This is a genomic window from Microcystis sp. M_QC_C_20170808_M9Col (assembly GCF_007095495.1).
GTDB classification, from domain to species: domain Bacteria; phylum Cyanobacteriota; class Cyanobacteriia; order Cyanobacteriales; family Microcystaceae; genus Microcystis; species Microcystis aeruginosa.
Genome location: NZ_SFBZ01000082.1, coordinates 23,725 through 47,411, shown reverse-complemented (window position 1 = coordinate 47,411; position 23,687 = coordinate 23,725). Strand labels below are relative to the sequence as shown.

Annotated in this window: 21 protein-coding genes; 11 read left to right on the top strand and 10 right to left on the bottom strand. The window is 42.3% G+C overall.

The window, feature by feature from the left end; genetic code table 11:
- Nucleotides 1–171: 171 nt before the first annotated feature.
- The 3 genes from EWV68_RS05310 (at nt 172) to EWV68_RS05300 (ending at nt 2,315) form a co-directional block, all read left to right on the top strand.
- Nucleotides 172–615: an ATP-binding protein gene (locus EWV68_RS05310; RefSeq protein ID WP_287169075.1), complete on the top strand. Its 444-nt coding sequence runs from the start codon at nt 172–174 to the stop codon at nt 613–615.
- Nucleotides 584–1,408: a sulfurtransferase gene (locus tag EWV68_RS05305; protein WP_287169074.1), complete on the top strand. Its 825-nt coding sequence runs from the start codon at nt 584–586 to the stop codon at nt 1,406–1,408. The genes EWV68_RS05310 and EWV68_RS05305 overlap by 32 nt, the downstream gene beginning before the upstream one ends.
- Before the next feature lie 355 nt (nt 1,409–1,763).
- Nucleotides 1,764–2,315, top strand: coding sequence for a LabA-like NYN domain-containing protein (locus EWV68_RS05300; RefSeq protein WP_002764933.1), 552 nt, complete (start codon nt 1,764–1,766; stop codon nt 2,313–2,315).
- 111 nt (nt 2,316–2,426) lie between these two features.
- Here the strand turns inward: EWV68_RS05300 and EWV68_RS05295 are convergent, their stop codons facing one another.
- Nucleotides 2,427–3,602 (bottom strand): esterase-like activity of phytase family protein, encoded by a 1,176-nt coding sequence (locus EWV68_RS05295; protein WP_287169072.1) that lies wholly within the window; start codon nt 3,600–3,602, stop codon nt 2,427–2,429.
- Between the two features lie 37 nt (nt 3,603–3,639).
- Between EWV68_RS05295 and EWV68_RS05290 the strand changes: the two genes are divergently transcribed.
- Entirely contained in the window at nt 3,640–4,827 is a 1,188-nt protein-coding gene (locus EWV68_RS05290; RefSeq protein ID WP_287169070.1) for a tetratricopeptide repeat protein, read from the top strand.
- A 257-nt stretch (nt 4,828–5,084) separates the two neighbouring features.
- Nucleotides 5,085–6,137 carry an LOG family protein gene (locus EWV68_RS05285; protein WP_061430440.1) on the top strand — a complete coding sequence of 351 codons (1,053 nt, stop codon included), beginning with the start codon at nt 5,085–5,087 and terminating at the stop codon, nt 6,135–6,137.
- Between the two features lie 3 nt (nt 6,138–6,140).
- Here the strand turns inward: EWV68_RS05285 and EWV68_RS05280 are convergent, their stop codons facing one another.
- The gene (locus EWV68_RS05280) at nt 6,141–6,530 is read right to left on the bottom strand and encodes a hypothetical protein (protein WP_002796539.1); all 390 of its coding nucleotides are present in this window, start codon (nt 6,528–6,530) and stop codon (nt 6,141–6,143) included.
- A 161-nt stretch (nt 6,531–6,691) separates the two neighbouring features.
- On the opposite strand from EWV68_RS05280, the gene queA reads away from it, so the two are divergent.
- From queA to EWV68_RS05260, 4 genes are all read left to right on the top strand, one after another.
- Nucleotides 6,692–7,789 (top strand): tRNA preQ1(34) S-adenosylmethionine ribosyltransferase-isomerase QueA, encoded by a 1,098-nt coding sequence (gene queA, locus EWV68_RS05275; RefSeq protein WP_287169084.1) that lies wholly within the window; start codon nt 6,692–6,694, stop codon nt 7,787–7,789.
- A 162-nt stretch (nt 7,790–7,951) separates the two neighbouring features.
- Nucleotides 7,952–9,640 (top strand): serine protease, encoded by a 1,689-nt coding sequence (locus EWV68_RS05270; RefSeq protein ID WP_287169068.1) that lies wholly within the window; start codon nt 7,952–7,954, stop codon nt 9,638–9,640.
- Nucleotides 9,641–9,879: 239 nt separating this feature from the next.
- Nucleotides 9,880–10,986, top strand: coding sequence for a glycine cleavage system aminomethyltransferase GcvT (gcvT, locus tag EWV68_RS05265; RefSeq protein WP_287169066.1), 1,107 nt, complete (start codon nt 9,880–9,882; stop codon nt 10,984–10,986).
- A 168-nt stretch (nt 10,987–11,154) separates the two neighbouring features.
- The gene (locus tag EWV68_RS05260; RefSeq protein ID WP_287169065.1) at nt 11,155–12,885 is read left to right on the top strand and encodes an Rqc2 family fibronectin-binding protein; all 1,731 of its coding nucleotides are present in this window, start codon (nt 11,155–11,157) and stop codon (nt 12,883–12,885) included.
- Nucleotides 12,886–13,533: 648 nt separating this feature from the next.
- Here the strand turns inward: EWV68_RS05260 and EWV68_RS05255 are convergent.
- The 4 genes from EWV68_RS05255 to EWV68_RS05240 form a co-directional block, all read right to left on the bottom strand.
- On the bottom strand, nt 13,534–14,412 hold the full coding sequence (locus EWV68_RS05255; RefSeq protein WP_061430445.1) for a hypothetical protein: 879 nt from the start codon (nt 14,410–14,412) through the stop codon (nt 13,534–13,536).
- A gap of 84 nt (nt 14,413–14,496) precedes the next feature.
- Nucleotides 14,497–15,861 (bottom strand): DUF3370 domain-containing protein, encoded by a 1,365-nt coding sequence (locus EWV68_RS05250; RefSeq protein WP_287169064.1) that lies wholly within the window; start codon nt 15,859–15,861, stop codon nt 14,497–14,499.
- Nucleotides 15,862–16,107: 246 nt separating this feature from the next.
- Complete coding sequence (locus EWV68_RS05245; protein ID WP_002756613.1) at nt 16,108–16,557, bottom strand: YlqD family protein; 450 nt, start codon at nt 16,555–16,557, stop codon at nt 16,108–16,110.
- 61 nt (nt 16,558–16,618) lie between these two features.
- A complete protein-coding gene (locus EWV68_RS05240; protein ID WP_287169062.1) occupies nt 16,619–18,538 on the bottom strand; it encodes a long-chain fatty acid--CoA ligase in 1,920 nt (639 codons plus the stop codon).
- A 291-nt stretch (nt 18,539–18,829) separates the two neighbouring features.
- On the opposite strand from EWV68_RS05240, the gene EWV68_RS05235 reads away from it, so the two are divergent.
- Both EWV68_RS05235 and EWV68_RS05230 read left to right on the top strand, forming a co-directional pair.
- Nucleotides 18,830–19,429, top strand: coding sequence for a Uma2 family endonuclease (locus EWV68_RS05235; protein ID WP_287169060.1), 600 nt, complete (start codon nt 18,830–18,832; stop codon nt 19,427–19,429).
- Entirely contained in the window at nt 19,426–19,986 is a 561-nt protein-coding gene (locus tag EWV68_RS05230) for a Uma2 family endonuclease (RefSeq protein WP_287169058.1), read from the top strand. The genes EWV68_RS05235 and EWV68_RS05230 overlap by 4 nt, the downstream gene beginning before the upstream one ends.
- 14 nt (nt 19,987–20,000) lie before the next feature.
- On the opposite strand, the gene EWV68_RS05225 is transcribed toward EWV68_RS05230, so the two are convergent.
- From EWV68_RS05225 to EWV68_RS05210, 4 genes are all read right to left on the bottom strand, one after another.
- On the bottom strand, nt 20,001–20,408 hold the full coding sequence (locus EWV68_RS05225; protein ID WP_002801652.1) for a type II toxin-antitoxin system VapC family toxin: 408 nt from the start codon (nt 20,406–20,408) through the stop codon (nt 20,001–20,003).
- Nucleotides 20,409–20,422: 14 nt separating this feature from the next.
- A complete protein-coding gene (locus EWV68_RS05220) occupies nt 20,423–20,656 on the bottom strand; it encodes a hypothetical protein (protein WP_061430451.1) in 234 nt (77 codons plus the stop codon).
- A 79-nt stretch (nt 20,657–20,735) separates the two neighbouring features.
- A complete protein-coding gene (locus EWV68_RS05215; RefSeq protein ID WP_002777405.1) occupies nt 20,736–21,377 on the bottom strand; it encodes an OmpA family protein in 642 nt (213 codons plus the stop codon).
- Nucleotides 21,378–21,383: 6 nt separating this feature from the next.
- Nucleotides 21,384–23,600 (bottom strand): methyl-accepting chemotaxis protein, encoded by a 2,217-nt coding sequence (locus tag EWV68_RS05210; protein ID WP_287169056.1) that lies wholly within the window; start codon nt 23,598–23,600, stop codon nt 21,384–21,386.
- Between the last annotated feature and the right edge of the window lie 87 nt (nt 23,601–23,687).

Here is a 23,687-nt window from a genome sequence, read left to right as displayed (position 1 = left end):
TTTTTTGTGACTTGATTATCTCAATCTTACTGCCTACCCCCGACTCCCTGACAGATGACTTTGCTTGTCCCTCAACCAGGGATTAAATCCAGAATCGAGCTAACACATCAGTCATAGTTTGGGAAAAATGGTATAACTTCTAGCGTAAGGCATTGGAGAGGTAAGCCGGGGGTGAAGATTTCTTTTCAGGTAGATAGCGATCTCAAGTCCTTAGATACCGTTTTAAAATATTTTGAGCAACTTGAACCAGCGGGCATTCCCCAAAAAGACTGGCTCCAGTGTCAGCTTGCTCTTGCCGAAGGTTTTACCAATGCAGTCCGTCACGCTCACCGACACCTACCTCCCGAAATCCCGATCGAGATCGAGATCGAGATTACCCGATCCCAGATGCGAATTTCCATCTGGGATCGGGGTTCCGCCTTCGATTTAGAGGACTTTATCGAGAAAAACGCCTATCATGACTATAGTTTCTCTGGTCATGGGCAAGGACTGCCGATCCTCCAAAAAATCGCCGATCAACTCAGTTATACTCGCAGCGAAGATCAGCGCAACTGTCTGTTAATTATTAAACAATTTTCCCGCCATGAATCCGATCGCGCCCCTCGTTTCTCCTAGTTGGTTAGTGACTAATCTCGATCGCCCCGATCTGATGGTTATTGACTGTCGTTTTCAATTAAATGATCCCGATCTCGGTTATCAAGAGTATTTAGCCAATCATATTGAAAATTCCTTCTATTTACACCTAGATCGCGATTTATCGGCTCCCGTTGCCCGTCATGGCGGCCGTCATCCTTTACCGAATCCGCAGACAATAGCCGCTAAATTAAGCTCTTTAGGGGTGATTTCTGGTGAAACCCATGTGATCGCCTACGATGCCTCCCGTTTTGCCTTTGCCAGTCGTCTCTGGTGGTTATTACGTTATCTGGGCCATGAACGAGTCAGCATTCTCGATGGTGGTTGGCAAAATTGGTTAAATGCCGGTTATCCCGTCTCTAATCAGATACCTGTGCCGAAAACCGGCGCTTTTCTCCCCCAAGTTCAACAGGATTGGGTAGTCACAATCGAGGAGGTAAAAAGGCAAAAAGAGCAAGCGGGAGTGGTGTTAATTGATGCCAGGGAAAGCGATCGCTATCGGGGCGAAAGGGAACCGATCGATCCGATCGCCGGCCACATCGAGGGGGCGCTTAATTATCCCTGGTTGGAAGTCACCGATAGTCAGGGTTTTTCTCAACCCCTGGCCCAGCAAACACAACGTTGGCAAGAGCGGCAAGGCGATCAAGAAATTATCCTCTACTGTGGTTCGGGAGTGACAGCCTGTGTCAATATCCTTTCCCTTACCCTAGCCGGATACGAGAATGTTAAGCTATATTCTGGAGGTTGGAGTGATTGGTGTTCCTATCTGATCTAACCAGCCTTGTTGATACCCATCTATCAAGAAAGATTATCAAAATGACCTAATTACTGTACAATCCCCCTATTATCACTTTTAATTATTCCGATGGGTGGGTGGAATTAAATATAAGATGAACGTAGGTTGGGTTGAAGCATGAAACCCAACGCCCGCATGGGTTACGCTACCGCTAACCCATCCTACAAATAATTGTGCCTCCCTACTTAGACAAAAAAGCTAATTTTTATTTTAGTTGCTATCTTTTTGCTCTCAAATCACCGCTATTCCTCAAAGAATAGTCGTTTTCCCCCGTAAAATTACTTTTTAGTAATTTTATAGTTAAACTCTATAAAAAATTAGGTATGTATTTTGTATGACAGAAGCCGGTCTTTGTCATTGTAATGGTGGCGGCCGTCCGAAGGATCGCCTTTCGATTTTTGTGGATGGCAATAATATGTTTTATGCTCAACAAAAAAATGGTTGGTTTTTTGACCCGCGCAAGGTGTTAAATTACTTCACCAACGACCCGAATATTATGTTAATTAATGCCTTTTGGTACACGGGTTTAAAAGATTCCCAAGATCAAAGAGGTTTTCGCGATGCTTTAATTAGTTTGGGTTATACGGTGAGAACAAAAATTTTGAAAGAATATTATGATGATAGTTCCGGTCGTTTTTCCCAGAAAGCTAATTTAGATATCGAAATTGTCGTCGATATGTTTAATACCGTCGATCAATACGATCGAGTGATTTTATTTAGCGGTGATGGCGATTTTGAACGAGCGATCGAACTATTGCGCTCTAAAAATACTCATATTACCGTAGTTTCTACGGAAGGGATGATCGCTAGGGAATTACGCAACGCCACCGATCGCTATATTGACCTGAATGATATTCGCAAAGATATCGAAAAAAGTGATTATTAACCGGCCGTTTTCTCTTTAAACCGGCTATTTATCCCATTTTTCTTTATTGGTAGTCCTCACCCCAATCCTTCTCCCAGAAGGGGATAGGTGAGGGAATTAACCATCTCTTGTTTATTTTTCCTTGAGTCGAAATAGTAAAAACTGATTGACCTGATTCGGATTAAAATTATCATCACTGACTAAAATCAAAGAGCGACTGCCATCAGCTAATCTTGGACCGAGGGTCATTCCTTCCAAATTATCTAAATCAATCCCCAAAGTCCCTAAATCTAGTAATAATTTTTTCCGCAAGGGTTGCACCTGTAAAGCTTCTAATTCTCCCGGTATCCGAGCAATTTTCGAGGTATCAGTGGCACTCCCATTAACTACCTGAAATAGTTTCGCTCCAAAACCTTCTAAACCAAAAGTTCGCTCTAAACTGAGAAAATAACCCTCTTTTTCTAAAGCTAATAATTCCGTTAAACCGTAGTATCTCGCACCACTGGGTGGCTCATCTAACACATACAATTGTTCTGATACTAACACAGGCGCACCAATCGGATCAATAACATAATGAAGAAGTCGCACTCTGAGATTTTCTGCTCTTTTTCCCGTGGGACTATCTTGAATTAAAGCGTTTTCTGTGGCAGTAAACAAACGAAAAGGATCGTCTTTGAGAGTGCTGGTAATCCCTAAAGTTAAGGATTCAAACCCTAAATTATCCTGTATTCCTTTTTGATTGCTATCATCCGGTAAAAAGCGATTAGAAATTAACAAAGACTCCTTTAATTGTCCCTGCAAATCAAATTCAGCAATAAAAGGAGCAATTCCCTGTTTAACCGCACCTTCACTGGAAATAAACAAAGTTTGTCGGGGCGAAAAAGCGATACCTTCCGGGTCGATCGATCCCTTTTTAAACGTTTCTCCCTTGCCATCTTTTAGGAACGTGACTGCCTCTAAATTCACTTTTTCGATTTTTTCACCATTTATCTGCAAACTAGCTCGATAAAAGCGGGCCGGAGCTTTCTGAGAACGATCATCACTGAGGAGATAAAAGCGGTTATTGGCACGATCATAGGTAATTGCCGATAATCCCCCCACCCTTGTCCCTTGATAATCCGCTTGTGGCAATTGATATTCTCCCAAAAACTCGACCGAGAGGGGTAGAAACATTCGTTGTTCTGCTAAAACTTGCGGGGAGACACCACAGGCCCCCAGACTAAAGGTTACAATCAAACTAGCAATTAAACCCAAAATTGGGAAACGCAAATTTTCGGCAGTCAGTGTCTTATAGAATCGATCGATCACAAAATATCATCCTCTACTACGCTCCTATCAATCTATTATGCTACGTTTTTCTCTCAGTTTATGGCTCTGTTTGATCGGTACTTCCCTTCCTCTCCTAGCACAAACAGAAACCCCTGCACCCAATCCCCTCGAAACTCCCCTACAAAGTCCTTTATTACCCGGAATCGATCGCCCTTTAACGCCCTTGGAGCGTCGTCAACTGTTATTATACATCGATCAACGCGATGCTGAAGCTCAAGCTAAATACGATGCGGGATTAAATGAGGAAGCTTTTCCTATCTGGTATGAAGTGATTAAATTAAATCGTTATTTAGGAGCAAAAGAAGAAGTAAAATCTTTGGGAAAAGTGGGTTTAGCAGCTTGGAATCGAGATCGAACCGAGGATGTTAAATTAATTACTGCTCGTTTAAAATCTCTGCAACAAACCGCAGAAAATAACCAGACAATGGACGGGGAATTATTAGCATTACTAGGTACATCATATCAACAGGTACGAGCTTTTAATGAGGCGATAATTATCTATGATAAAATCCTAGCTAATGCCAGACAATCTGGTGATAATCTGGCAGTAGAAGCAACTTTAAATAAACTGGGTCAAATTCATTTATCCCGTTTTGATTATCAAAAAGCCGCCCCAGTCTATGAGGAATTATTAACTATTTCTAAGGCACAGAATAATTCTTTAACTCAAGGGATTTATCTGCAAAGATTAGCAGAAATTTATCGAGAATCTCTGCAACCAGCTAACGCCGTAAAAATTAAAGAAGAAATAGCTGAAACCCAAATCAGAAATCAGCAAATACAGTTAATCCCCGCTCTAAAAATTCAAATTGGTTTAGATTACCAAGCTTTAAAAGATGCAAATAAAGCCAGCCAAAACTTTCAAGAAGCCTATTCTCTCGCTTTTGCTTTACAACAGTACGGCACCGCAGGAGAAGCTTTAAATAAGTTGGCCGAACTCTATAAAAGTTATCAACAGGTGGATTATGCTTTACAAATCTATCAAGAATTAATTAAAGTCCATGAATTGGGTTATAATTACTACGGTTTAATGAATACCTACGATCAAATCGGTCAAATTTATCTAGAGAGAAAAAATTATCCCCAAGCTTTACTCGCTTTCCAAAAAGGTGCGGAATTAGCCCAAGCTATCCGTTATCGTGAACAATATTTTCAAACCCAAATCACCCAAGTTAATCAAGCCATAAATAATCCTGAACAGTGATCTTTAAGTCTTTGAATAGTTAACTAATGGACATATAAGTAGGTGGGTGGAATTAAATATAAGATGAACGTAGGTTGGGTTGAAGCATGAAACCCAACGCCCGCATGGGTTACGCTACCGCTAACCCATCCTACAAATAATTGTGCCTCCCTACTTAAATGGGGAAATGGGGACTAAGAAATATCTTCCCCAACACCCTAAAACCCCCCGCAACGCGCACGCAGTGACCACCCTAACACCCAAAACCCAACCCACCAATGGAAAATTCCTATTCTGAATTAACCGAAGACTTGCTGAAATTGGTGCAACATTTACCCCACTTGAAAGATGGTAAATGGATTCAAAGAGCTCTGGAAGCAATAGTCAGAATTGCCGAGGAGGAAATCGATCGCCTGGATTGGAAAATTTTAACCTACGCGATCGAAGATCTAGAAAAGGGATTTCAGGTATTTTACCCCTACCGTCACATTCGTAAACTTACCATTTTTGGCTCGGCACGCATCAAACCCGACAGCAGTGAATACCGTCTGGCAGTGGACTTCGCTCGCTGTATTAGTCAATACGGTTTTATGGTGTTAACCGGCGCTGGGGGTGGCATCATGCAAGCAGGGAATGAAGGCGCCGGACGGGAAAATTCCTTCGGATTAAATATTCAGCTACCCTTTGAACAGGGGGCTAATCCGCATATCATAAATGATGCCAAATTAATCGATTTTAAATATTTCTTTACCAGAAAACTATTTTTTCTGCGGGAAAGTGACGCAGTAGCTTTATTCCCCGGTGGTTTCGGCACCCAAGATGAGGCCTTTGAGACGCTTACCCTCTGTCAAACCGGTAAATACGGACCTGCACCCCTAGTATTAATTGATGAGCCTGATGGGGATTACTGGCAAACTTGGCAAGAACAAATTAGTGAAAATCTGCAAAAAAGAGGACTGATATCCGCCGAAGATCGGAATTTTTATACAATTACCAACGATCTAGACTACGCTTGTCAAAGGATTCGCCACTTCTATCGGGTGTATCACTCCAGCCGTTTTGTGGGAGAATCCTTTGTTATTCGTCTTAACCACGAACTAAGCGGGGAACAGATCGAACAAATTAACCAAAACTTCGGCGATATCCTAGTTAAGGGGAAAATCGCACCTAGTCAAATTCTAGAACGAGAGAATCGGGATTCCACCCACCATTTACCTCGTCTAGTTTTTTACTTCAACGGCAAGAGTTACGGACGCTTGTATCAATTAATTGATCACATCAACGATTTAAGTCCTGTAGTTGCCCTAGAAGAGCATCCCGAAAGAAAATAAACCCTAGGCCAGAGTTTCCGGACAGTATCCTAAACCCTTAGTAAATTGTTGCCGAAAAGCCTCTATATCTTGCTGATCCGGGGTACCATGGGACACGATCGCCACTTGATAACGACGCATGACATCAATAGGAGATTGTCCCGTTTCCAAACTCCAAAAAACCATCTGGAGACGCATTTCCGGTTGATAGGTAATCCCTAACTCATTCATGTAGGCGCGAAAATCGCCGTGTTGGCAAGGAGTCAGCATTTGATTAAACTTTACCTTGACCACCCAACCGTTAATCTGATGGATAACCGTCATCACGGAGGAAGGCAGATGAGTCATCGATCGCAGGTATTCGGTGACTCGTAGCGTTAAACTAGCATTAGCAAGAAAATAGAGATAGTCCATAGTGGCCGCCGGGCTATTGGCTAATAGTCACGATTAGTGTTATATATCTAAGTCTGACGATAAACCGTTCTCGATACCAAGGGGAGAAATCCCCGATTTAGTGAAGTTCGCCTGGGTAGGATTACCCAACTTTTGCGAAGATCTTTATGATGATAATGATGATGCTCCCTGACCAATTACTCTCCAGCTACGATTATCACCTTCCTCCGGAGTTAATTGCCCAAAATCCCGCAGAAACCCGGGATAGTTCCCGTCTTTTGGTGGTAGATTCTCCCAATAGTCATAATTTAGCTATTTTTCGGGATTTACCCACTTGGTTAGAGTCGGGGGATTTGCTGGTTTTCAACGATACCCGCGTGATTCCGGCCCGTTTATTTGGACGTAAAACCACGGGCGCACCCGTAGAAATATTACTATTAGAAGAACAAGATGACCATCGTTGGTTATCTCTGGTGAAACCGGGAAAACGCTTTAAAGTCGGTTCAGAAGTCCTTTTTTATCCGAAAACAGGGCCGACGGAAGACCAAGAAAAATTATGGTTAGCGAAAGTAATCGATCGAGATCTGAACACCGGTGGTCGTCTGCTGCAATTTCAACGTCATCCCAGGCGCAGTTTTTGGGATATGTTGGAGGAGTACGGTCATATTCCTTTCCCCCCCTACGTCACCGAATCAGAGGCGGAAGAAGACCGTTATCAAACAGTTTACGCCGATAAACAGGGTTCTGTGGCCGCTCCCACGGCAGGATTACATTTTACTCCCGAATTATTCCATAAGCTCGCCCAGAAGGGTATAGATACCGCCTATATCACCCTTCATGTGGGAGTGGGAACCTTTCGTCCCGTGGAAGTGGAAAATATTACAGAACACCTAATGCACCAAGAATTTTTGCAGATTTCCGCCGAAACTGCCGAAAAAATCGCCCAAACAAAGGCTAGAGGTGGCCGGGTTATCGCCGTGGGGACCACGGTAGCTCGCGCCTTGGAAGGGGCAATTAAAGAAAGTAAGAGCGAGAAATTAACCGCTTTTCAGGGAAAAACGAATTTATTTGTCTATCCGGGTTATCAATGGCGAGTTATCGACGGCATGATCACTAATTTTCACCTACCCAAGTCCAGTTTGATGATGTTAGTCAGTGCCTTAATCGGACGGGAAAGACTACTGGCATTGTATCAAGCAGCTATCCAAGAGCGTTTCCGTTTCTATTCCTTCGGTGATGCTATGTTAATCCTACCCAGCGCTCGCAGCAGTAATCGGTAAGTAGTTAGACAAAATTACATCCATACCCTAGAAAGAAGGAGGAGCAGAACTGCGGAAAGGGCAACAGGAAAAGCAAAAATATGTGTAAGCGGCCCGCGCATCTAAATTGGTCTAGGGCGATTATCGAACCACCTCTGGCCTGTTGTCTATCCTAACCAAGAAATGAAAAGAAAAGAGCTTAAAATCGGTCGCCGCTATTCTGGCAAATCTTGGCAAATATTTGTAATTATTGCCTTCATCGCCGCCGCTCCCTTTGCTATTTTTTATCTTATTGCCTTGGCTTATCTCTGGCAAGGCGATCGACTTTTGGCCGCGGGGGAAAAGGAATCGGCTCTGTCTGCTTACCGAACCGTTTTATCTTTTCACGAAAATTCGTCCCAAGCCCATATAAAAATCGCTCAGGTCTTACAAAGTCAAAAACGCTATTCTGAAGCCTTAAAAGCCTATAATCATGGCTTTATCGTTAACGATAAACCACCGATGGAACCCTCCCAAAGTAGTTATTTAGTGGCTTTGGGAGACATCTTCGCGCAGGAGGAAAAATGGTCAGAGGCACTCGATGCTTACCAAAAAGCAATTATCATTAAACCAACTTTTAAAGCGCAATTTCAGCTAGGAAAAGCTCTCTATAGTTTACAACGTTGGGATGAGGCGGCGAAAGCTCTGCAAGCAGCGGTTTTTCTCGATCCTACTCAGGGAAAAGCCTATTTTTATCTGGGAAAGGCCTACAGTGAACAGCAACTCTGGGAAGAGGCCAGTTATGCCTATCAGCAAGCTCTAGAATTGATACCTAATCAGGGTGAAACCTACAAAAAATTAGGAGAAACCCTAGCAAAACAGGGAAAATGGCAGGAAGCAGAGCAAATATATCGACAGGCTTTAATTTACACCCCTAAAGATGGGGATATTTATAATTATTTAGGCAAAGCTTTAGCGGAACAGGGAAAACTAGGGGAAGCGATGGCAGTTTTTCAACAGGCGCGCCAAATTAGCCCCAAAAATGCCGAGATTTACGAAAATCTCTGTTATATCTATATCAATAGCGGTCAGATCGATGAGGGTCTAAATTGGTGTCGGCAGGCCGTAGAAATTGATCCCAATTTATCAGAAGTTAGATTTATTTTACAGGAAATCCAACGGGGGCGATTAATTCACGACAATCCCGAATTATTAAAAATGCCAGAGATAATTCCCAGTGTTAAGAGTGATCCTCTGGTGAATTTAAAACGCTCAATTGTTAAAATTGTCATTCGTGGCAAAAATAACAATGGTATCGGCACTGGTTGGTTATTAAAACGAGATCAAGATACAGCTTGGATCGTGACTAACCGCCATGTGGTGACGAATTACCGTCAAGAAATCGATGCAGGGGCGCGCATTTTTGTCGAGTATTATAGCCAACCACCCAAGGGAAAAATTCCCAAGCGTTCAAAAGCTAAAATTCTCCACACTACCCCCGCTAACGACTGGCTCGATTTAGCAGTATTGGAGGTAAAAAATCCCCCCCCAGATTTAAAACCTTTAGCTTTAGCGCCCCTACCAATTGCCGCTAATCAATCAGTAATCTCGATCGGTAATCCTTTTAATCAAAAAGATTGGACTGTCAGCAAAGGCACTGTTAATGATAATGACGAAAAATCCTTAAGTTTATCCATGTTTGTCGTTTCTGGACAGTCGGGAAGTCCAGTTTTAAACGATAAAAATCAAGTGGTGGGAGTGATGTCTCAAGCGGGTTTATTTTGTGCCAATCCCTCTACTCCTAAACCCCTAGAAAATGCCGTTAAATTGGGCTGCGGTTTCGCAATTCCCATTGACAGGGTGCGAGAAAGGTTAAGGGAGTGGGAATTATGAATTGGGAAGTGGGGAAGTGGGGAAGTGGGGTGTGGGGAGGTGGGGAAGCGGGGTGTGGGGTGTAGGGTGTAGGGTGTGGGGTGTGGGGTGTGGGGTGTGGGGTGTGGGGTGTGGGGTGTGGGAAGTATAAATAAAAATAATCTCCTGTCTCCTGTCTCGGAGTCTCCTGTCTCGGAGTCTCCTGTCTCCTGATAACTGCTATGCTAGTCTAGGCAGAAAACCAGTCGATCGAGATCACCGTGGCTAACCAAGAAGCAACTTCCCCCGCTATTCGTACCCCTTTATACGAGCTAATTGCCCAACAAACCAGCAAATTTACCCCTTTTGCGGGTTGGGAGATGCCGATACAGTTTAGCGGCCTAAAAATCGAACATAATGCTGTCCGCAACGGTGTGGGGATGTTTGACATTTCCCACATGGGCAAATTTATCTTAACTGGAGATAATCTGGTTCAATCTCTCCAAACCCTAGTTCCTTCTAATTTAGCCCGTTTAAGCGCAGGAAAGGCACAGTATAGCGTTTTACTTAACCCAGACGGTGGCATAATCGATGATATTATCTTTTACTACCAAAGCGAAAGCCAAGGCGTATTAATTGTTAATGCCTCAACCACCGATAAAGATCGAGAATGGATTTTAGGCAATTTAGAGGGATCGGGGGTTAAATTAAAGGATTTATCCCGAGAAAGGGTCTTAATCGCCCTGCAAGGACCCAAGGCGGCCACAATTTTACAGCCCTTGATCGGGGAAAAATTAAGCGATTTTGGCCTATTTAATCACTGGGAAAGCCAGCTTTTCGGGGAAAAAGTTTTTATCGCTAGGACCGGTTACACGGGAGAAGATGGTTTTGAAATTATGGCCGCTCCTGAAATCGGGCAGCGACTTTGGACGGAATTCTTAAATTTAGGGGTGACTCCCTGCGGTTTAGGAGCGCGGGATACCCTGCGTTTAGAGGCAGCTTTAGCCCTTTATGGACAGGATATCGACGATAGCACGAGTCCCCTAGAGGCAGGCTTAAATTGGTTGGTTCATCTGCCAGAAAAAGGCGATTTTATCGGTCGTGATGTCCTTGAAGACCAAAAACTTAATGGTGTGAATCGGCGGTTGGTGGGATTGCAGATGTCCGGCAAACATATCGCCCGTCACGATTATCCGGTAGTATTCGCTGGGGAAGTGGTGGGTAAAGTCACCAGTGGCACTTTATCACCAACTTTAAACACAGCGATCGCTTTAGCCTATCTTCCCACACCTTTCGCCTCGATCGGACAGGCGATCGAAGTGGAAATCCGCTGCATCACCTACCCCGCTACCGTAGTCAAAAAACCCTTTTATAAAAGTAAAAAGTAGGGTGCGTTGCTAACGCACCCACCAGGTCAATCCAGTAGGGTGCGTTACGCTGCGCTAACGCACCAAGAAAAAAGGAGCAATAATTTGGTGGGTTACGGCGAACACAAAATCAATACTAAACTGTAGCAGTTACCGTCGCCTAACCCACCCTACAGCTGAATCCTGAAAATGCAATCCGTAGACTTTACCACCCTCAGCGCCACTTGTGCCGAAATTGCCGCCACTTGGCTGCCAGCGAGACTAGAACAAGTGTATCAAATTGATCGCCAAACGATCGCCCTCTATTTACGAACCTTCGATCGCAAGGGATGGTTAATTATTTCTTGGCATCCCCAAGGGGCGCGGCTGCATATTGGTGAGCCACCGCCAAAAGTCCCTGATACCTTCACTTTCAGCGATCAATTGCGTCATCAACTCAATGGTTTTGCGCTAACAAAATTAGCATTTGTTGCCCCGTGGGAAAGAGTCATCGATCTGCAATTTGCCCAACGTCCCGATGATCCGGCCCTGGGGCATTTGTATATAGAAATTATGGGCAAATATAGCAATGTTATTTTAACTGCGGCTGATAATCAAATTGTCACCGTTGCCCATCAAGTCAATGCCACCCAGTCTAGTGTTCGCACCGTACAAACGGGACAAATCTATCAACTACCCCCCGTTTTATTGGCAACAAATCCCAGTTTAGAAGAATCCTTGAGCAGTTGGCAAGCCAGAGTTAGTTTAATCCCTAAAACTATCGAAAAACAGTTAGTTAGTACCTATCGTGGTGTTAGTCCGGTCATCGCTCGATCGCTGTTGCAAAAAGCCAATATTAACCCGAAATTAAACACGGATCAGTTAGATACTAATGATTGGGAAAAGCTCTTTTCGGCTTGGCAAGAATGGTTAAAAATCCTTGAAAATAAAACCTTTCAACCCGGATGGACAAGCGAAGGTTATACAGTGATCGGTGGGGAGATGCTGGCGGCGGCTAAAAATGTCCAAGAATTATTAAACCGTTATTATAGCGACCAAATTAATCAAGAAAGTTTTCGACAACTACAGCAAAAATTAAGCCAAAAAATTACCTCTTTACTGACTAAACTGCAAACTAAAGCGGCGGGATTTCAAAGAAGACTAGCAGAATCTGCTCATGCTGATCGCTATAAAGAGCAAGGGGATTTATTAATGGCAAATCTGCAGCAAATACAGCAGGGAATGACTAGCATTAGTTTGGCGGATTTCCAGACAGGAACACCTGTAATTATTCCTCTCGATCCCGAAAGAAATCCCGTGCAGAATGCCCAATATTTTTATAAACAACATCAGAAATTAAAAAGAGCGCGGTTAGCGGTGGAACCTTTATTAGAGGAAGTGGTTAGTGAAATTAATTATCTCGAACAAGTGCGATCGAGTTTAAGTCAACTAGAAAATTATAACAGCAGCGAAGATTTACAGGCCTTAGACGAGATACAAGAAGAATTAATTCAACAGAAGTATCTAGAAAGCAATTACCAGCGTAATCGGACGAATAACAAAGAATCCGAACCCATGCGCTTTACTACTCCCTCTGGAGTAGAATTATGGATTGGCAGAAATAACCGTCAAAATGATCGGCTAACTTTTCGTAGCGCCAGCGATTACGATATCTGGTTTCATAGTCAAGAAATCGCTGGTAGTCACGTTTTACTCCGTTTAACCCCCGGTACAGTTCCAGAAGCCGCCGATCTGCAATTTGCCGCCGATTACGCCGCTTATTATAGCCGCGCTCGCCATAGTGAACAGGTTCCCGTCGTCTATACCCGTCCCAAATACGTCTATAAACCCAAGGGCGCCAAGCCCGGTATGGTGGTTTACAAACAGGAAACGGTAATCTGGGGCTGTCCTCAGAGGGTTGAGGATTACCGCAAAAAATAATTTTTTACCAAATTGTTTACTTTTTTTTACACAAAATGGGTATTGTCTGTTACAATTGTTACTAGAGAGACAAATGCAGTTCAGGCGCTTGGGAACGCAAGAACTATATTTCCTCGGATTACAACAACAAACAACAGCAAACCAGTGGTAGCAGCCGATAGTCTCGGGAAAGACACAAAAAACCGACTATTCAGGTGATATTAAAGCGACCACTGGTATTTTATCGCCTCTACTTAGGGTTTGCGGCAAAAAGTTTTTCCTGGGTGCGGGGTGTAGGGTTTTACCGATTTTCAGGTGGTCAATTACCTAATTTTCAGGGAAAAAGTCCCTGAATTTTCCCCCCGCTCACTCCCATGCCAAGCACTTTTGGATTTCAAAAAGGTCTAAAAGTTTTATCCAACAAGGTTTTTAGATTTATTCAGCAAACCCTACTTAGGGTTTGCTGAAAAAGGCCTAGGGTGGGGACAGGCAGAAGGCTCCGAGGCTGCGAGGCAGGAGTTTCAGGCTTTGTTGCCCTCCTTTTTTTTGTACTAATTTATGTACTACAACAAGGGTAATGCCAGGTTTTTGATGGTCCCAATCCGATTTTCGCAGCATGAACATCGGATTTTAACAGGTCAAAAGCCTTATTTTAAAAGGGTTTTACCATTATTCAGCAGACCCTAAGTAGCCATTTTTCAGGAGAAAAGCGCTCAGGGCAGTGGGAAAGTCTGGATATTTGCCGATCGCTGTACTTTCGCCATAGATATCGAGACCCCAATCGGAGTTTTTATCGTAATTAGCGAGGAGAAATTGCCAAGCTTCTTCGTATTCTCCCAGGAGAATTTTTTGGGCGACATAACCGGCCAAAATGCCATTGACTTCGGCTTTTTCTTTTTTAGCTAACTGAAAGGCTTTCAACATTGCTGCTAAAGTTTTCCTTAATTTTTTGGGATATTTTCTAGTGACATCCGCTAATTTACCCTGTTGAAAAGTATAAACTTTGGAGGGAGGAAAAGAGGCGGCGTAGGAACTAAAAGCGTACAAAAAAGCATTATCAACGGTGACAAATTCATAATTATTATCTCCATCTAAATCTTCAAAGGAACCACCACTACCATCTAAAAAACCCGTTTCTTCTCTAATAAATTTATCTTTTTGCCAAGTATAAATTACCAAAGATGTGCAGCAATGTGCGCCGCCGCTATAGGTGGAGACGATAATCTCATCGATGCCATTATTATCTAAATCTCGTAATTCGACATAGCCGGATCCAAAGGCACTATACCCGCTATTTTCCTGATAAATTTGCCCGTTATAAAAGATTTGATAAGAAACATTATTAATATCAGAATTATCATCAACTTTCTCGTTTAGGTCGATGGGTTGATAGCTAACTTGTACCTTAATTTTCCCCGATCTAACCACTTGATTTGTTAGGGGTTGACCGGTATCAAAATCGAGTTTAGTCACGGCTAAACTGGCAGCTGCATTGCCCAAAAATTGAGATAATAAGCAGAAAATAAAGCAAGTTTTGCTAATATTCATCGGCCGATTCACAGAGAGATTAATTTCAGTGTATCTTACTTATTCCCCCCGACAATCAGCCGTTAACTTTTCGAGAAAAACTATCTATTGCAAAGTTTTAACGCTCAAAACTTGGGGGGGTGTGGCATCGGGGGGATAGAGAAAATCGAGATTAATGTCGCGTCTGGCTCCGGGGGGAAGTTCCACCTGTACTAAAGCTTCTCCCTGTTGTCCTTCCCGTTGAACGAGATGGAAAAAACGTTCCTCGGTGCGTCCCAGTGCGTTACGATAGGTAACGCGCACTGCACCCCGGAAAAATACCGGTCCCTGGACGGGTTCAACAAATAGCAAGCGATCGAGATAATTGTCTTCTTTGATGGGGGTTTGAATACTCAAAGCCACCACCTGGGTTTTGCTGGTATTGTTATATAGAGGTAAAGTCAGATAGTAGTGAACACCGTAGTTACCGTGAGCTTTGAAAGCCGTATCGGGATAACGCACTAACATGGGAGCGCTTTGAATTTGTCTGGTTCCGAAAGTAGCTGCTGTCACCGTACTTAAAGGATAGGCAAAAGCTTGACCGGGTTGAGGAATGGTGAGATTAATTCCCCCTTTGGGATCGACAATGCGGGTTGCCCATTCCGAACCGACAGAAATTCCGGCCACGCGACCATAAAAATTTCTTCTTCCAGGGAACCATTGATCGGGGGGAGTGGGGGGAAAATCGCGAGGAGCGGCTAAATCACCTCTAACCAATAGGGTACGCCATTCCTCTAGGGTAGGGGGACGAAAGGTTTCTATTTCCCGATCTTCGATTTTGACTTTTTGGGGAACTTCGTAGAGGGCTAAATTGGCCATATAGACAGGTCCATCGCTGTAGAGACGCAGGAGGGTCGAGCGGGCGCTACTTCTGGGGATAACCAGATCGAATAGCATCCGACTTTGGCCTGGGGGAATGACGATCTGGGCGGGAAATTGGGTATCATGGCGACGACGCATGATATCGCTGGCTAAACGGGAACCGGGACCAGAAAAAACCCGGCCATTGGGATCTTCCACCAGAGAGGGTAAATCGACAAAAGGGGCATCGGCGGAGGTGACGTAACTGACTCCTTGCAGGATGCGGATAACGAGGTTTCTGGAGGTGGGATTAGTAACGATCAGGCCCTGGTGTAGGTCGCGATTGGGATCGGTTTGACGGGCGATGTGGTGGGTGAAAACGTCAAAACGTCCTTGTAGCGGATGATTGAGATGGGCTATGGGATAACGTTTTCCTTTGCCGGGGAAAGTAGAGAGGAGAATTCCCTCTTTTTCTACGATTTCGGGACTATTGCTATTAAAAACCAGCACATCATTCAGTTGACCGGGCAACTGACGCACTTCCTGATATTGGGTGATTAATTTCCTCTCTATCTGGGGCAGAACCGAGGCGGACTGAGCTAAAAGAATGGTGGGTAAGAAAGAAAGCATGGAGATTTCATATTTATAGGATCTAATTAAGGGTGAGTCGATGGAGATATGAAGTTATACAACAATATAGGCGAGTGTGTCCGGGCGATCGATAAAGAATCTTAATATATTTTTCAGGCCCGATCAAGTCATGTCAGGGGTGATGTGAGCTAGGGGCGGTTTTCTCGGTTAGCAAGGGAGAATAACCCTTGCTATTGCCGATTTTAGCCTTTAAGTTGACAGTGACGGGAACTGCTCACCCTAGCTTTAAATTTCGCCGCGAATTTCTTCGACTATGCCATCTCTAAGGACGAGTTCCACATTCATTTTGGCTACTAAGTTATCGCCTTTTTCGACCCGGAAAAAGCTTTCTAGTTGTGCTTGGGCGACTTCTTGATTGAGTTCCAAGAGTTGTACCTGTTGCAATTGTTGCAGATACTGGTTTTTTTGTTCGAGAAACTCACTTTTCTGTTGATTGACTTGGATTTGAATATTGTCAATCTGTTGGGCAGCCGCGGGGGGTAAGGGGATCAGGCTCTGACGCTGAATTTCGGCGATCGCTCTTTGGCCTTGGGTTTCTAATTGTTGAATTTGTGCGTCAATTTGAGCCATTTGTGCTTGTAATTGCTGTTGTGCTTCTTCTTTCCAGCGCGGAGTCACGATGACTTTAATTGTCACCGGGCGCTTCAGTAATAAACTGGTTTGTGCGTCATCCATGATTTGCTTATCCTAAAAAGGTCTTTTTGTCAAGGGGTTAGGGAATATTTGCCAGAAATATTTACTTGGCAAACATCTCGTTAATCATATCGCGATAGCGTTGCGTTACTACCGGTCGTTTAATCTTTAAAGTTTGGGTCATCATGCCGTTTTCTTGGGAAAAAGGCTCTAAAATTAACTCAAAGGTTTTAATCTGGTCATCGGCACGATAACCGGGCCGATTTCTTACCTCGCGCTTTAATTCTTGTTGGTAGAGATCTAAGACTTTTTTGCTGTAGAGATCGCTAGCAAGAATCGTTGAGCGATCGCTGTGAAGATCGGGTAAATTTAAGGATATTTTCTGTTCTTGGCCCCAATTGACCAGTATATCAAGATTAGGAACGATCAAAGCCCCCAAAGCTTTTTGATCCTGTCCCACTAGCATAATTTGGGAGATAAAGGGACTGCGTAAACAAGCATCTTCAATCGGTTGCGGTTCGATATTTTCACCATTGCTCAAAACAATTGTATCTTTGGCCCGTCCGGTTAAGACTAAATCCCCGGCAGCGGTTAACCAACCAATATCACCGCTATCAAACCAACCATCGGGAGAAATCGCTTTTTCGGTTGCTTCGGGTTTTTTATAGTATCCCTGCATCACCTGCGGACCGCGAATCAAGACTAAACCGTGTTTTTCTGTCGGTAAGACTTCTTTGCTGTGTAAATCGACAATACAGATTTCTGTCTGAAGGACGGGACGACCGGCAGACCCGCGCAGGTTATGATCGATACGACGGACGGTAGCGACGGGAGAAGTTTCTGTCAGTCCATAACCAACTAAAATCGGGATTCCGGCAATCTCATAGAAAGTATCTAGATGTCTGGCTAAGGAACCACCGCCACTAACCAAGATTTTAACTTTATTTCCCACTGCTTGGCGAATTTTGCTATAAACTAGCTTATCACCGATGGCATGGAGGGGATAGAGTAAGAGGGATTGAATTCTTGCTTTTAGTCTTTCTCCGGGGGAAGCGTGAAGATGATCTAGACTGAGATTATCAGCGATACGTTTAGCAATAACGTACTTTTCCGACTTTTCTAGCAAAAATCGCACTAATTTCTGTTTTGTGGTCGATTGTTCGCTAAATTGCTTTTGGATACCCTCGTAAAGAGATTCCCAAAGACGGGGAACTCCCACCATTAATTGCGGACTAAATTCCTTTAAATCCTGCTTAAAAGTGCGAATACTGGTATAAATCTGGGTGCAACCTTGAGCTAGACTGAAATACTCACAACTGCGCTCGTAGGAATGCCATGAAGGTAGTATACTTAAAACTCGATCGCCAGGATCCGGTTGAAAGATAGCATTTAAGTTGCGTACCTGATGCAGCAGATTACCGTGACTTAGCATCACCCCTTTTGGTTGTCCCGTCGTTCCCGATGTGTAGATGAGGGTAGCCAGATCATTTTCGCTCTTGGTGATGGGTTTAAGGGTGTTCTCAGCCCCGATCGCCATTAATTGCTTGAAATTTAAGGTCTGCACGGAAATCGCCCCAGTAGCCGGGTCTTCGTCGGTGAGCAGCACGATTAATTTTAGGGGCAATTCAGGGATTTTCGCCAGCAATTTCCCTAAAGCTTTGTTATTTTCGACAATCAGCGTCTGACTGTCACTATCGGCCAAAATATAGGCTAATTCCTCTGCATCTGCTTGAGCAGATCGTACCGCGTTGGCGGCCCCGGCTGCCATGGAACCTTGGTCGGCAATAAACCACCGGGGACTATTATCGGCAAATAAAGCGACATTTTCGGTTTCTGTGACTCCTAATGCTTGCAAAGCGGCGGCAAATTGCTGAATTTGTTGATAAAGTTGCCGATAGGTGAGAATTACTTCCGGTTTACTGTGGGGATCCTGCAGAGCGATAATATTGGGGAAACGTTGGGCAACTATTGACCAAACTTCGGGTAAAGATTGAATATTTGAATAGTCAATTAGGGTTGTCATAGCAGTAGTTATAGAGAGTTACAAGGGTAATAGCATATAGATTAACCATTCGAGGCTCTTTTTGCCAGTTCTCCTAGACAGTATTTCAACAGGTATCTAGTCCTGCAAAGTTGATTTCCTAGTCGAGACTCGGAGAGTGGAGACTTTTCGGTTATCAGTGAAAGGTGAACGGTAATCAGGGAATGTACTGTTACTTAATACTGCTTACTGATTACGGAAAAGGCTAACGGCTTAGATGTATAATTAATTTGGCTTAGGTACTTGATATAGTTGTAACTAGCAGAAAAAACGATGATTGCTTTATCTAACTATAATAATCTCACTCCAGAAGAATATCTTCAGTTTGAAGAAAAAAGTCCCATTAAACATGAATATATCGATGGACAAGTTTACGCCATGGCAGGGACGACTGATACTCATAATATTGTTTCGGGGAATATATACACAATTATTCGTAATCATTTGCGGGGTTCCGATTGTCGGGTTTATTTTTCCGATGTGAAAGTCAGATTAGAGAAACGCAATCACTTTTATTATCCCGATATTCTTGTCACCTGCGATGACAGAGATAGAGAAACCGCTACCTACAAAAGTTTTCCTAAATTGATTGTTGAAGTTCTCTCCGATTCCACAGAAGCTTTTGACAGGGGTGATAAATTTAATGATTATCAAACTCTGGAAAGTTTAGAGGAATATGTCTTAGTCAATAGTAAACACCAACGAGTAGAAACTTTTCGCAGGGGTGAACAGGGTTTATGGATTCTGCAAACCTATCAGCAAGAAAGTTTTAGTTTACAGAGTATTAATCTGACGGCATCTTTTCGGGATTTATACGAGGATGTCACCCTAGAAACGGTTAATGATACTCCCGAAATTCCTGAAAAACCATGATTGCTTTATCTAACTATAATAATCTCACTCCAGAAGAATATCTTCAGTTTGAAGAAAAAAGTCCCATTAAACATGAATATATCGATGGGCAAATTTACGCCATGGCAGGGACGACGGATACTCATAATATTATCGGACTCAATTTCACTTTTATCATTCGCAATCATTTGCGGGGTTCCGATTGTCGGGTTTATTTTGCCGATGTGAAAGTCAGATTAGAGAAACGCAATCACTTTTATTATCCTGATATTATTGTCACCTGCGATGACAGAGATAGAGAAACCGCTACCTACAAAAGTTTTCCTAAATTGATTATTGAAGTTCTCTCCGATTCCACAGAAGCTTTTGACAGGGGTGATAAATTTAATGATTATCAAACTCTAGAAAGTTTAGAGGAATATGTCTTAGTGAATAGTAAACACCAACGAGTGGAAACTTTTCGACGGGGTGAACAGGGTTTATGGATTCTGCAAACCTATCAGCAAGAAAGTTTTAGTTTGCAGAGTATTAATCTGACAGCATCTTTTCGGGATTTATACGAGGATGTCACCCTATAGGGAATGAAAAATAATTAAGGTACAACCTCAAAAGGTTGATTTCCATACCGTCGGTAAATATAGAAATCGCTATCGAGAGTGAATATTTGTTTTTGATTAAGAACTTCAGCCATGGCTACTAAAGAAGCATCTGCTAAATCCATAGGAACATCTTGATATTGTATCATTAAGGTTTCCATTCTTTTTAGTTCATCTGAATTATGATGGTGTATTACCAGTATTTCATCTACCACATAACCCCATAATTCTTGTTGTGCGAACCAACCACCATATCGACGCAATAAATACATTGCTTCGGTAAAACAAGCGCAAGTCGTGACAAGGGGGGCCGATAGCGAAGATAAAATGTCAACACAACGCTGATGATTTTTATCAGCTTCATTAATTAAGGCAATAAGTGGAGAAGCGTCGCAAAGAGTCATTGATGTAATGCTGATTAGTCTTGAACATCTAAAATATTTGTAAAAACTTCTTCTACTCGCTCAGATAAATCTGATGGCTGAAAATAAACTCGTCCAACTCTTCCTTTTAATTTTTGGTCTAGGGTTTCTGGAGTGGAAGAATTGGAAGATTGATTAGATAGAATGGTCAATCTCACTCGCTGACCTGCTAATTTAGCACTATGCTGTAAAATTTCTTCCCAAGTCCCCTCTAAAGTGTTTTGTTCCATAGATATTGATTTGAATTTCGTTCTTTCCTCAGTGTAACAAGCAAAAGATAAAAAAACAAATTTCTAGAATTTTTTTGTCTTATTGTTTTTTACCGGGGGGAATAAAACGGATTTCAATTCTGCGTCTGCTTGCATCTGCGTCACGATTAACCGCAGCTAATTTACCCGAGGGTAGGTATAACTGTCCTGCAGAAAAAGCTCGAAATTTGACGTTTTTGAGTTTACCTGTGCTTTCGATTTCTTGCACTACTGCTAAAGCTCGCATTAATCCTAAATCAGTGTTAGAACCGGGTACTAGCATTTTAACAGATTGTTTTCTGCTGGCAACCGATTCGATATTTTTATCGAGATTACTTGTCTTTTGTATTCCCTGTCCGTCGGTGTGTCCAATTACTTGAATAAAGTCGATTTCTCTGTCTTTGGTAATGGTTTCGATAGCGGGAATAATGCGCTGACGAATATAGGTTTTTAAAGCGGGGTTTAATTCAGCACTTCCCGACTGAAATTTGAATTTTCCTGATTTTTCATCGATAACTATCGGGGTTGCTGTTTGCAGTTTTCGGTTAGCTTCCTCCAGTTTGCTGATGAGATTATAGGACTGAAAAAGTGCCAAGAGGAGAAATAAACTCAGAATCATGAAAGCATTGGACATTAAATCGGTAAATGCGGGATAAACATCCACCGATTTATCTTCATCCCGGTAGTAAGTACGTCTAGACATAATTGCTTAGAATTTGTTAGTGAAGTTATCAAATATAGTCTTAATCCCCTTCTCAACATCTTTTTGAGGAGGATTAGGGATTGTCTCAAAAAGTTCTTCCATCTCATCCTTAAGTTTTTCTATCTTATCCTTTAAGTTAGAAAATTCAGAAAGTTCTTCCATCTTATTATTTAAGTTAGAAAAGTCAGAACGCATATCGTTAATTTTCTCCAGTTCTGCTAAACATTTGTGAATTTCTCCATAGATGTGTTCAATCATTTTTTGATTTGATTTATTTTCCTTAGCGATAACTTTCTCTAACTTATCTCGCAAAGATTCTAAGTTAGCAGTTAATTGACTGGTGTTGGTGTTCACTGCGTTAATTACTTGAGAAAAATCTGATTTAAGGCTGCCAAATTGATTGGCTGTTTTCTCAATAGATTGGGAAACTGCTTTTAATTGTTCTGAGTTCTTAGTTAATTTATCATCAACTACCATCCCTAAGTTATTGCTTAAAAGGTTTAAATCAGACTGTAAGCTTTCCTTGACTTGAGTAAGTTGCTCTGTCACTGTACCAATTAACTGAGACAAGTTAGCATTAGTCACATCGAGATTATTACTAGAGCGCTCAATCCCATGGGAAGCAGTGAGGATTTTATCGGAGGTTTGGGAGAGTCTTTCATCGAGACGATTGATAAGTTGGTTTCCTAATTGTTTCGACTCGGAGTTAAAACTGTCTTGATAGGTTTTCACGGTTTCGATTAATTTTACTAATTCTCCCTGAATGTTGGATAACTTTTCTTGTTCGGTGACTGAGCGTTGCTGATTTTGTTCTAGGATTGTCTCAGATTTTTGATTCAAGTCAGTAATTTTTATTCCTAACTCAACCATAGTTGTCATGGAACGCTGGAAGTCTTGAGTTAAAGAAGCTAGAGATTGAGTTGATTGGTTTAAATCTGTAGTAGAATTGGCAAACTGTTGATGAGCAGTCATTAAATCTGCGGTTGCTTGCACTAACTTATCGGCAAATTGACTACTTTCGATTTTTTCGGAAGCTTCCAGAAAACCTAGCGCACTATTTTGTAATTTTTGAGAAGATTCTTGGATATTTAAATACACTTGTTCTGCTAAATCGTTAGCTCTTTTATTACTGCTGATAATCTCCCCGATATTCTGCTCTAGTATTGCAGTGGATTGAGAAAATCTCCCTTGGGTTTCTGCTAAACTAGCGGTAAACCTTTCGATATTACCAGAGAAGTTACTTTTTTCAATTAACTCTGATGCTTGTTTAAAAAGCAGTACACTATTTTTTAGTTCCTGAGAGGATTGTGTAAACTCTCGGTTTGCTTGCGTGATAATTGGTACTTGCTCGTTAAGTTCAAAAGCTGAACGCTGAAAAGTCGTCGCACCGGTAGATAAAGTTCCCGCAGTTTCAGTTAATCTTTCACAAACCTGGGTGACTAACTTAGCGGTTTCCTGATTACCATCAGCAATTTCTTTGGCAACTTTTCCTAAAGAAGATTCTAATACTCTCGTCACCTCAGTATGAAAGTTAGTCAGAAATGCTTGCTGTTTATCCACCATGCGATTAACCGCTTTATCCAAGCGACTATTACCTTCTACAGTCGGCTGCAAGATGTTATCTAAATAGTCTTCTAGGGAACTAATTAGATTTACTTTAGCAAGGTTGGTATTAAAGATTAAGTTAATCACAGTCAGTAAAGAACTACAAGCTAAACCAATTAAGCTAGTGATAAAAGCAATCCCCATACTTTCTAGGGGAGTTTTGAGCTTTTCTCCTAAACTTTGCACATCGACATTATTGATATCGATAAGTGTGCTGATTCCCGTCAGATTGAGAGTAATTCCGAGGAAAGTTCCCAACAAACCAAAAGCGAGGAGGAGATTGGGTAAGACTCTTACAAAATAATCCCATTTCTCGCAGCTAAGAGATTTAGACATGAAAGTAAATTGTTCTTCATGGTATAAACCATCTACCAAAGCTGCGGTATTAACATCATCTAGTTGACTACTGGCTATCTTAAATCTATTCTCTAGATTAGAGATAATTTTAGGTTGAACCCCGCGACTTTCTCCCCGAATTAAGCGCTTGACTTTTACAGTTGACTCTTGGAGATGTTTATAGAGAGCAATCCGGATTCCCAGAGTTAAGACGGTGGGAAAAATAACCAAGACTAGAGTTAAAACAATCAGATAGGGGGGAAAAAGGTTAAGTAATGCCATGATAGTTATTAGATACCTCGAATTGTGGTTGATAGAGAGAGTTGGGGGTGAATGTTTCCTCAGATAGCTGGGGAAACATCATTAAGA

What these genes read in the sequence shown, in the direction of transcription:
- EWV68_RS05305 (WP_287169074.1), top strand. Translation starts at nt 584, where the DNA reads ATGAATCCGATCGCGCCCCTCGTTTCTCCTAGTTGGTTAGTGACTAAT.
- EWV68_RS05300 (WP_002764933.1), top strand. Translation starts at nt 1,764, where the DNA reads ATGACAGAAGCCGGTCTTTGTCATTGTAATGGTGGCGGCCGTCCGAAG.
- EWV68_RS05290 (WP_287169070.1), top strand. Translation starts at nt 3,640, where the DNA reads ATGCTACGTTTTTCTCTCAGTTTATGGCTCTGTTTGATCGGTACTTCC.
- EWV68_RS05285 (WP_061430440.1), top strand. Translation starts at nt 5,085, where the DNA reads ATGGAAAATTCCTATTCTGAATTAACCGAAGACTTGCTGAAATTGGTG.
- EWV68_RS05280 (WP_002796539.1), bottom strand. Translation starts at nt 6,530, where the DNA reads ATGGACTATCTCTATTTTCTTGCTAATGCTAGTTTAACGCTACGAGTC.
- queA (WP_287169084.1), top strand. Translation starts at nt 6,692, where the DNA reads ATGCTCCCTGACCAATTACTCTCCAGCTACGATTATCACCTTCCTCCG.
- EWV68_RS05270 (WP_287169068.1), top strand. Translation starts at nt 7,952, where the DNA reads ATGAAAAGAAAAGAGCTTAAAATCGGTCGCCGCTATTCTGGCAAATCT.
- EWV68_RS05260 (WP_287169065.1), top strand. Translation starts at nt 11,155, where the DNA reads ATGCAATCCGTAGACTTTACCACCCTCAGCGCCACTTGTGCCGAAATT.
- EWV68_RS05255 (WP_061430445.1), bottom strand. Translation starts at nt 14,412, where the DNA reads ATGAATATTAGCAAAACTTGCTTTATTTTCTGCTTATTATCTCAATTT.
- EWV68_RS05250 (WP_287169064.1), bottom strand. Translation starts at nt 15,861, where the DNA reads ATGCTTTCTTTCTTACCCACCATTCTTTTAGCTCAGTCCGCCTCGGTT.
- EWV68_RS05245 (WP_002756613.1), bottom strand. Translation starts at nt 16,557, where the DNA reads ATGGATGACGCACAAACCAGTTTATTACTGAAGCGCCCGGTGACAATT.
- EWV68_RS05240 (WP_287169062.1), bottom strand. Translation starts at nt 18,538, where the DNA reads ATGACAACCCTAATTGACTATTCAAATATTCAATCTTTACCCGAAGTT.
- EWV68_RS05235 (WP_287169060.1), top strand. Translation starts at nt 18,830, where the DNA reads ATGATTGCTTTATCTAACTATAATAATCTCACTCCAGAAGAATATCTT.
- EWV68_RS05230 (WP_287169058.1), top strand. Translation starts at nt 19,426, where the DNA reads ATGATTGCTTTATCTAACTATAATAATCTCACTCCAGAAGAATATCTT.
- EWV68_RS05225 (WP_002801652.1), bottom strand. Translation starts at nt 20,408, where the DNA reads ATGACTCTTTGCGACGCTTCTCCACTTATTGCCTTAATTAATGAAGCT.
- EWV68_RS05220 (WP_061430451.1), bottom strand. Translation starts at nt 20,656, where the DNA reads ATGGAACAAAACACTTTAGAGGGGACTTGGGAAGAAATTTTACAGCAT.
- EWV68_RS05215 (WP_002777405.1), bottom strand. Translation starts at nt 21,377, where the DNA reads ATGTCTAGACGTACTTACTACCGGGATGAAGATAAATCGGTGGATGTT.
- EWV68_RS05210 (WP_287169056.1), bottom strand. Translation starts at nt 23,600, where the DNA reads ATGGCATTACTTAACCTTTTTCCCCCCTATCTGATTGTTTTAACTCTA.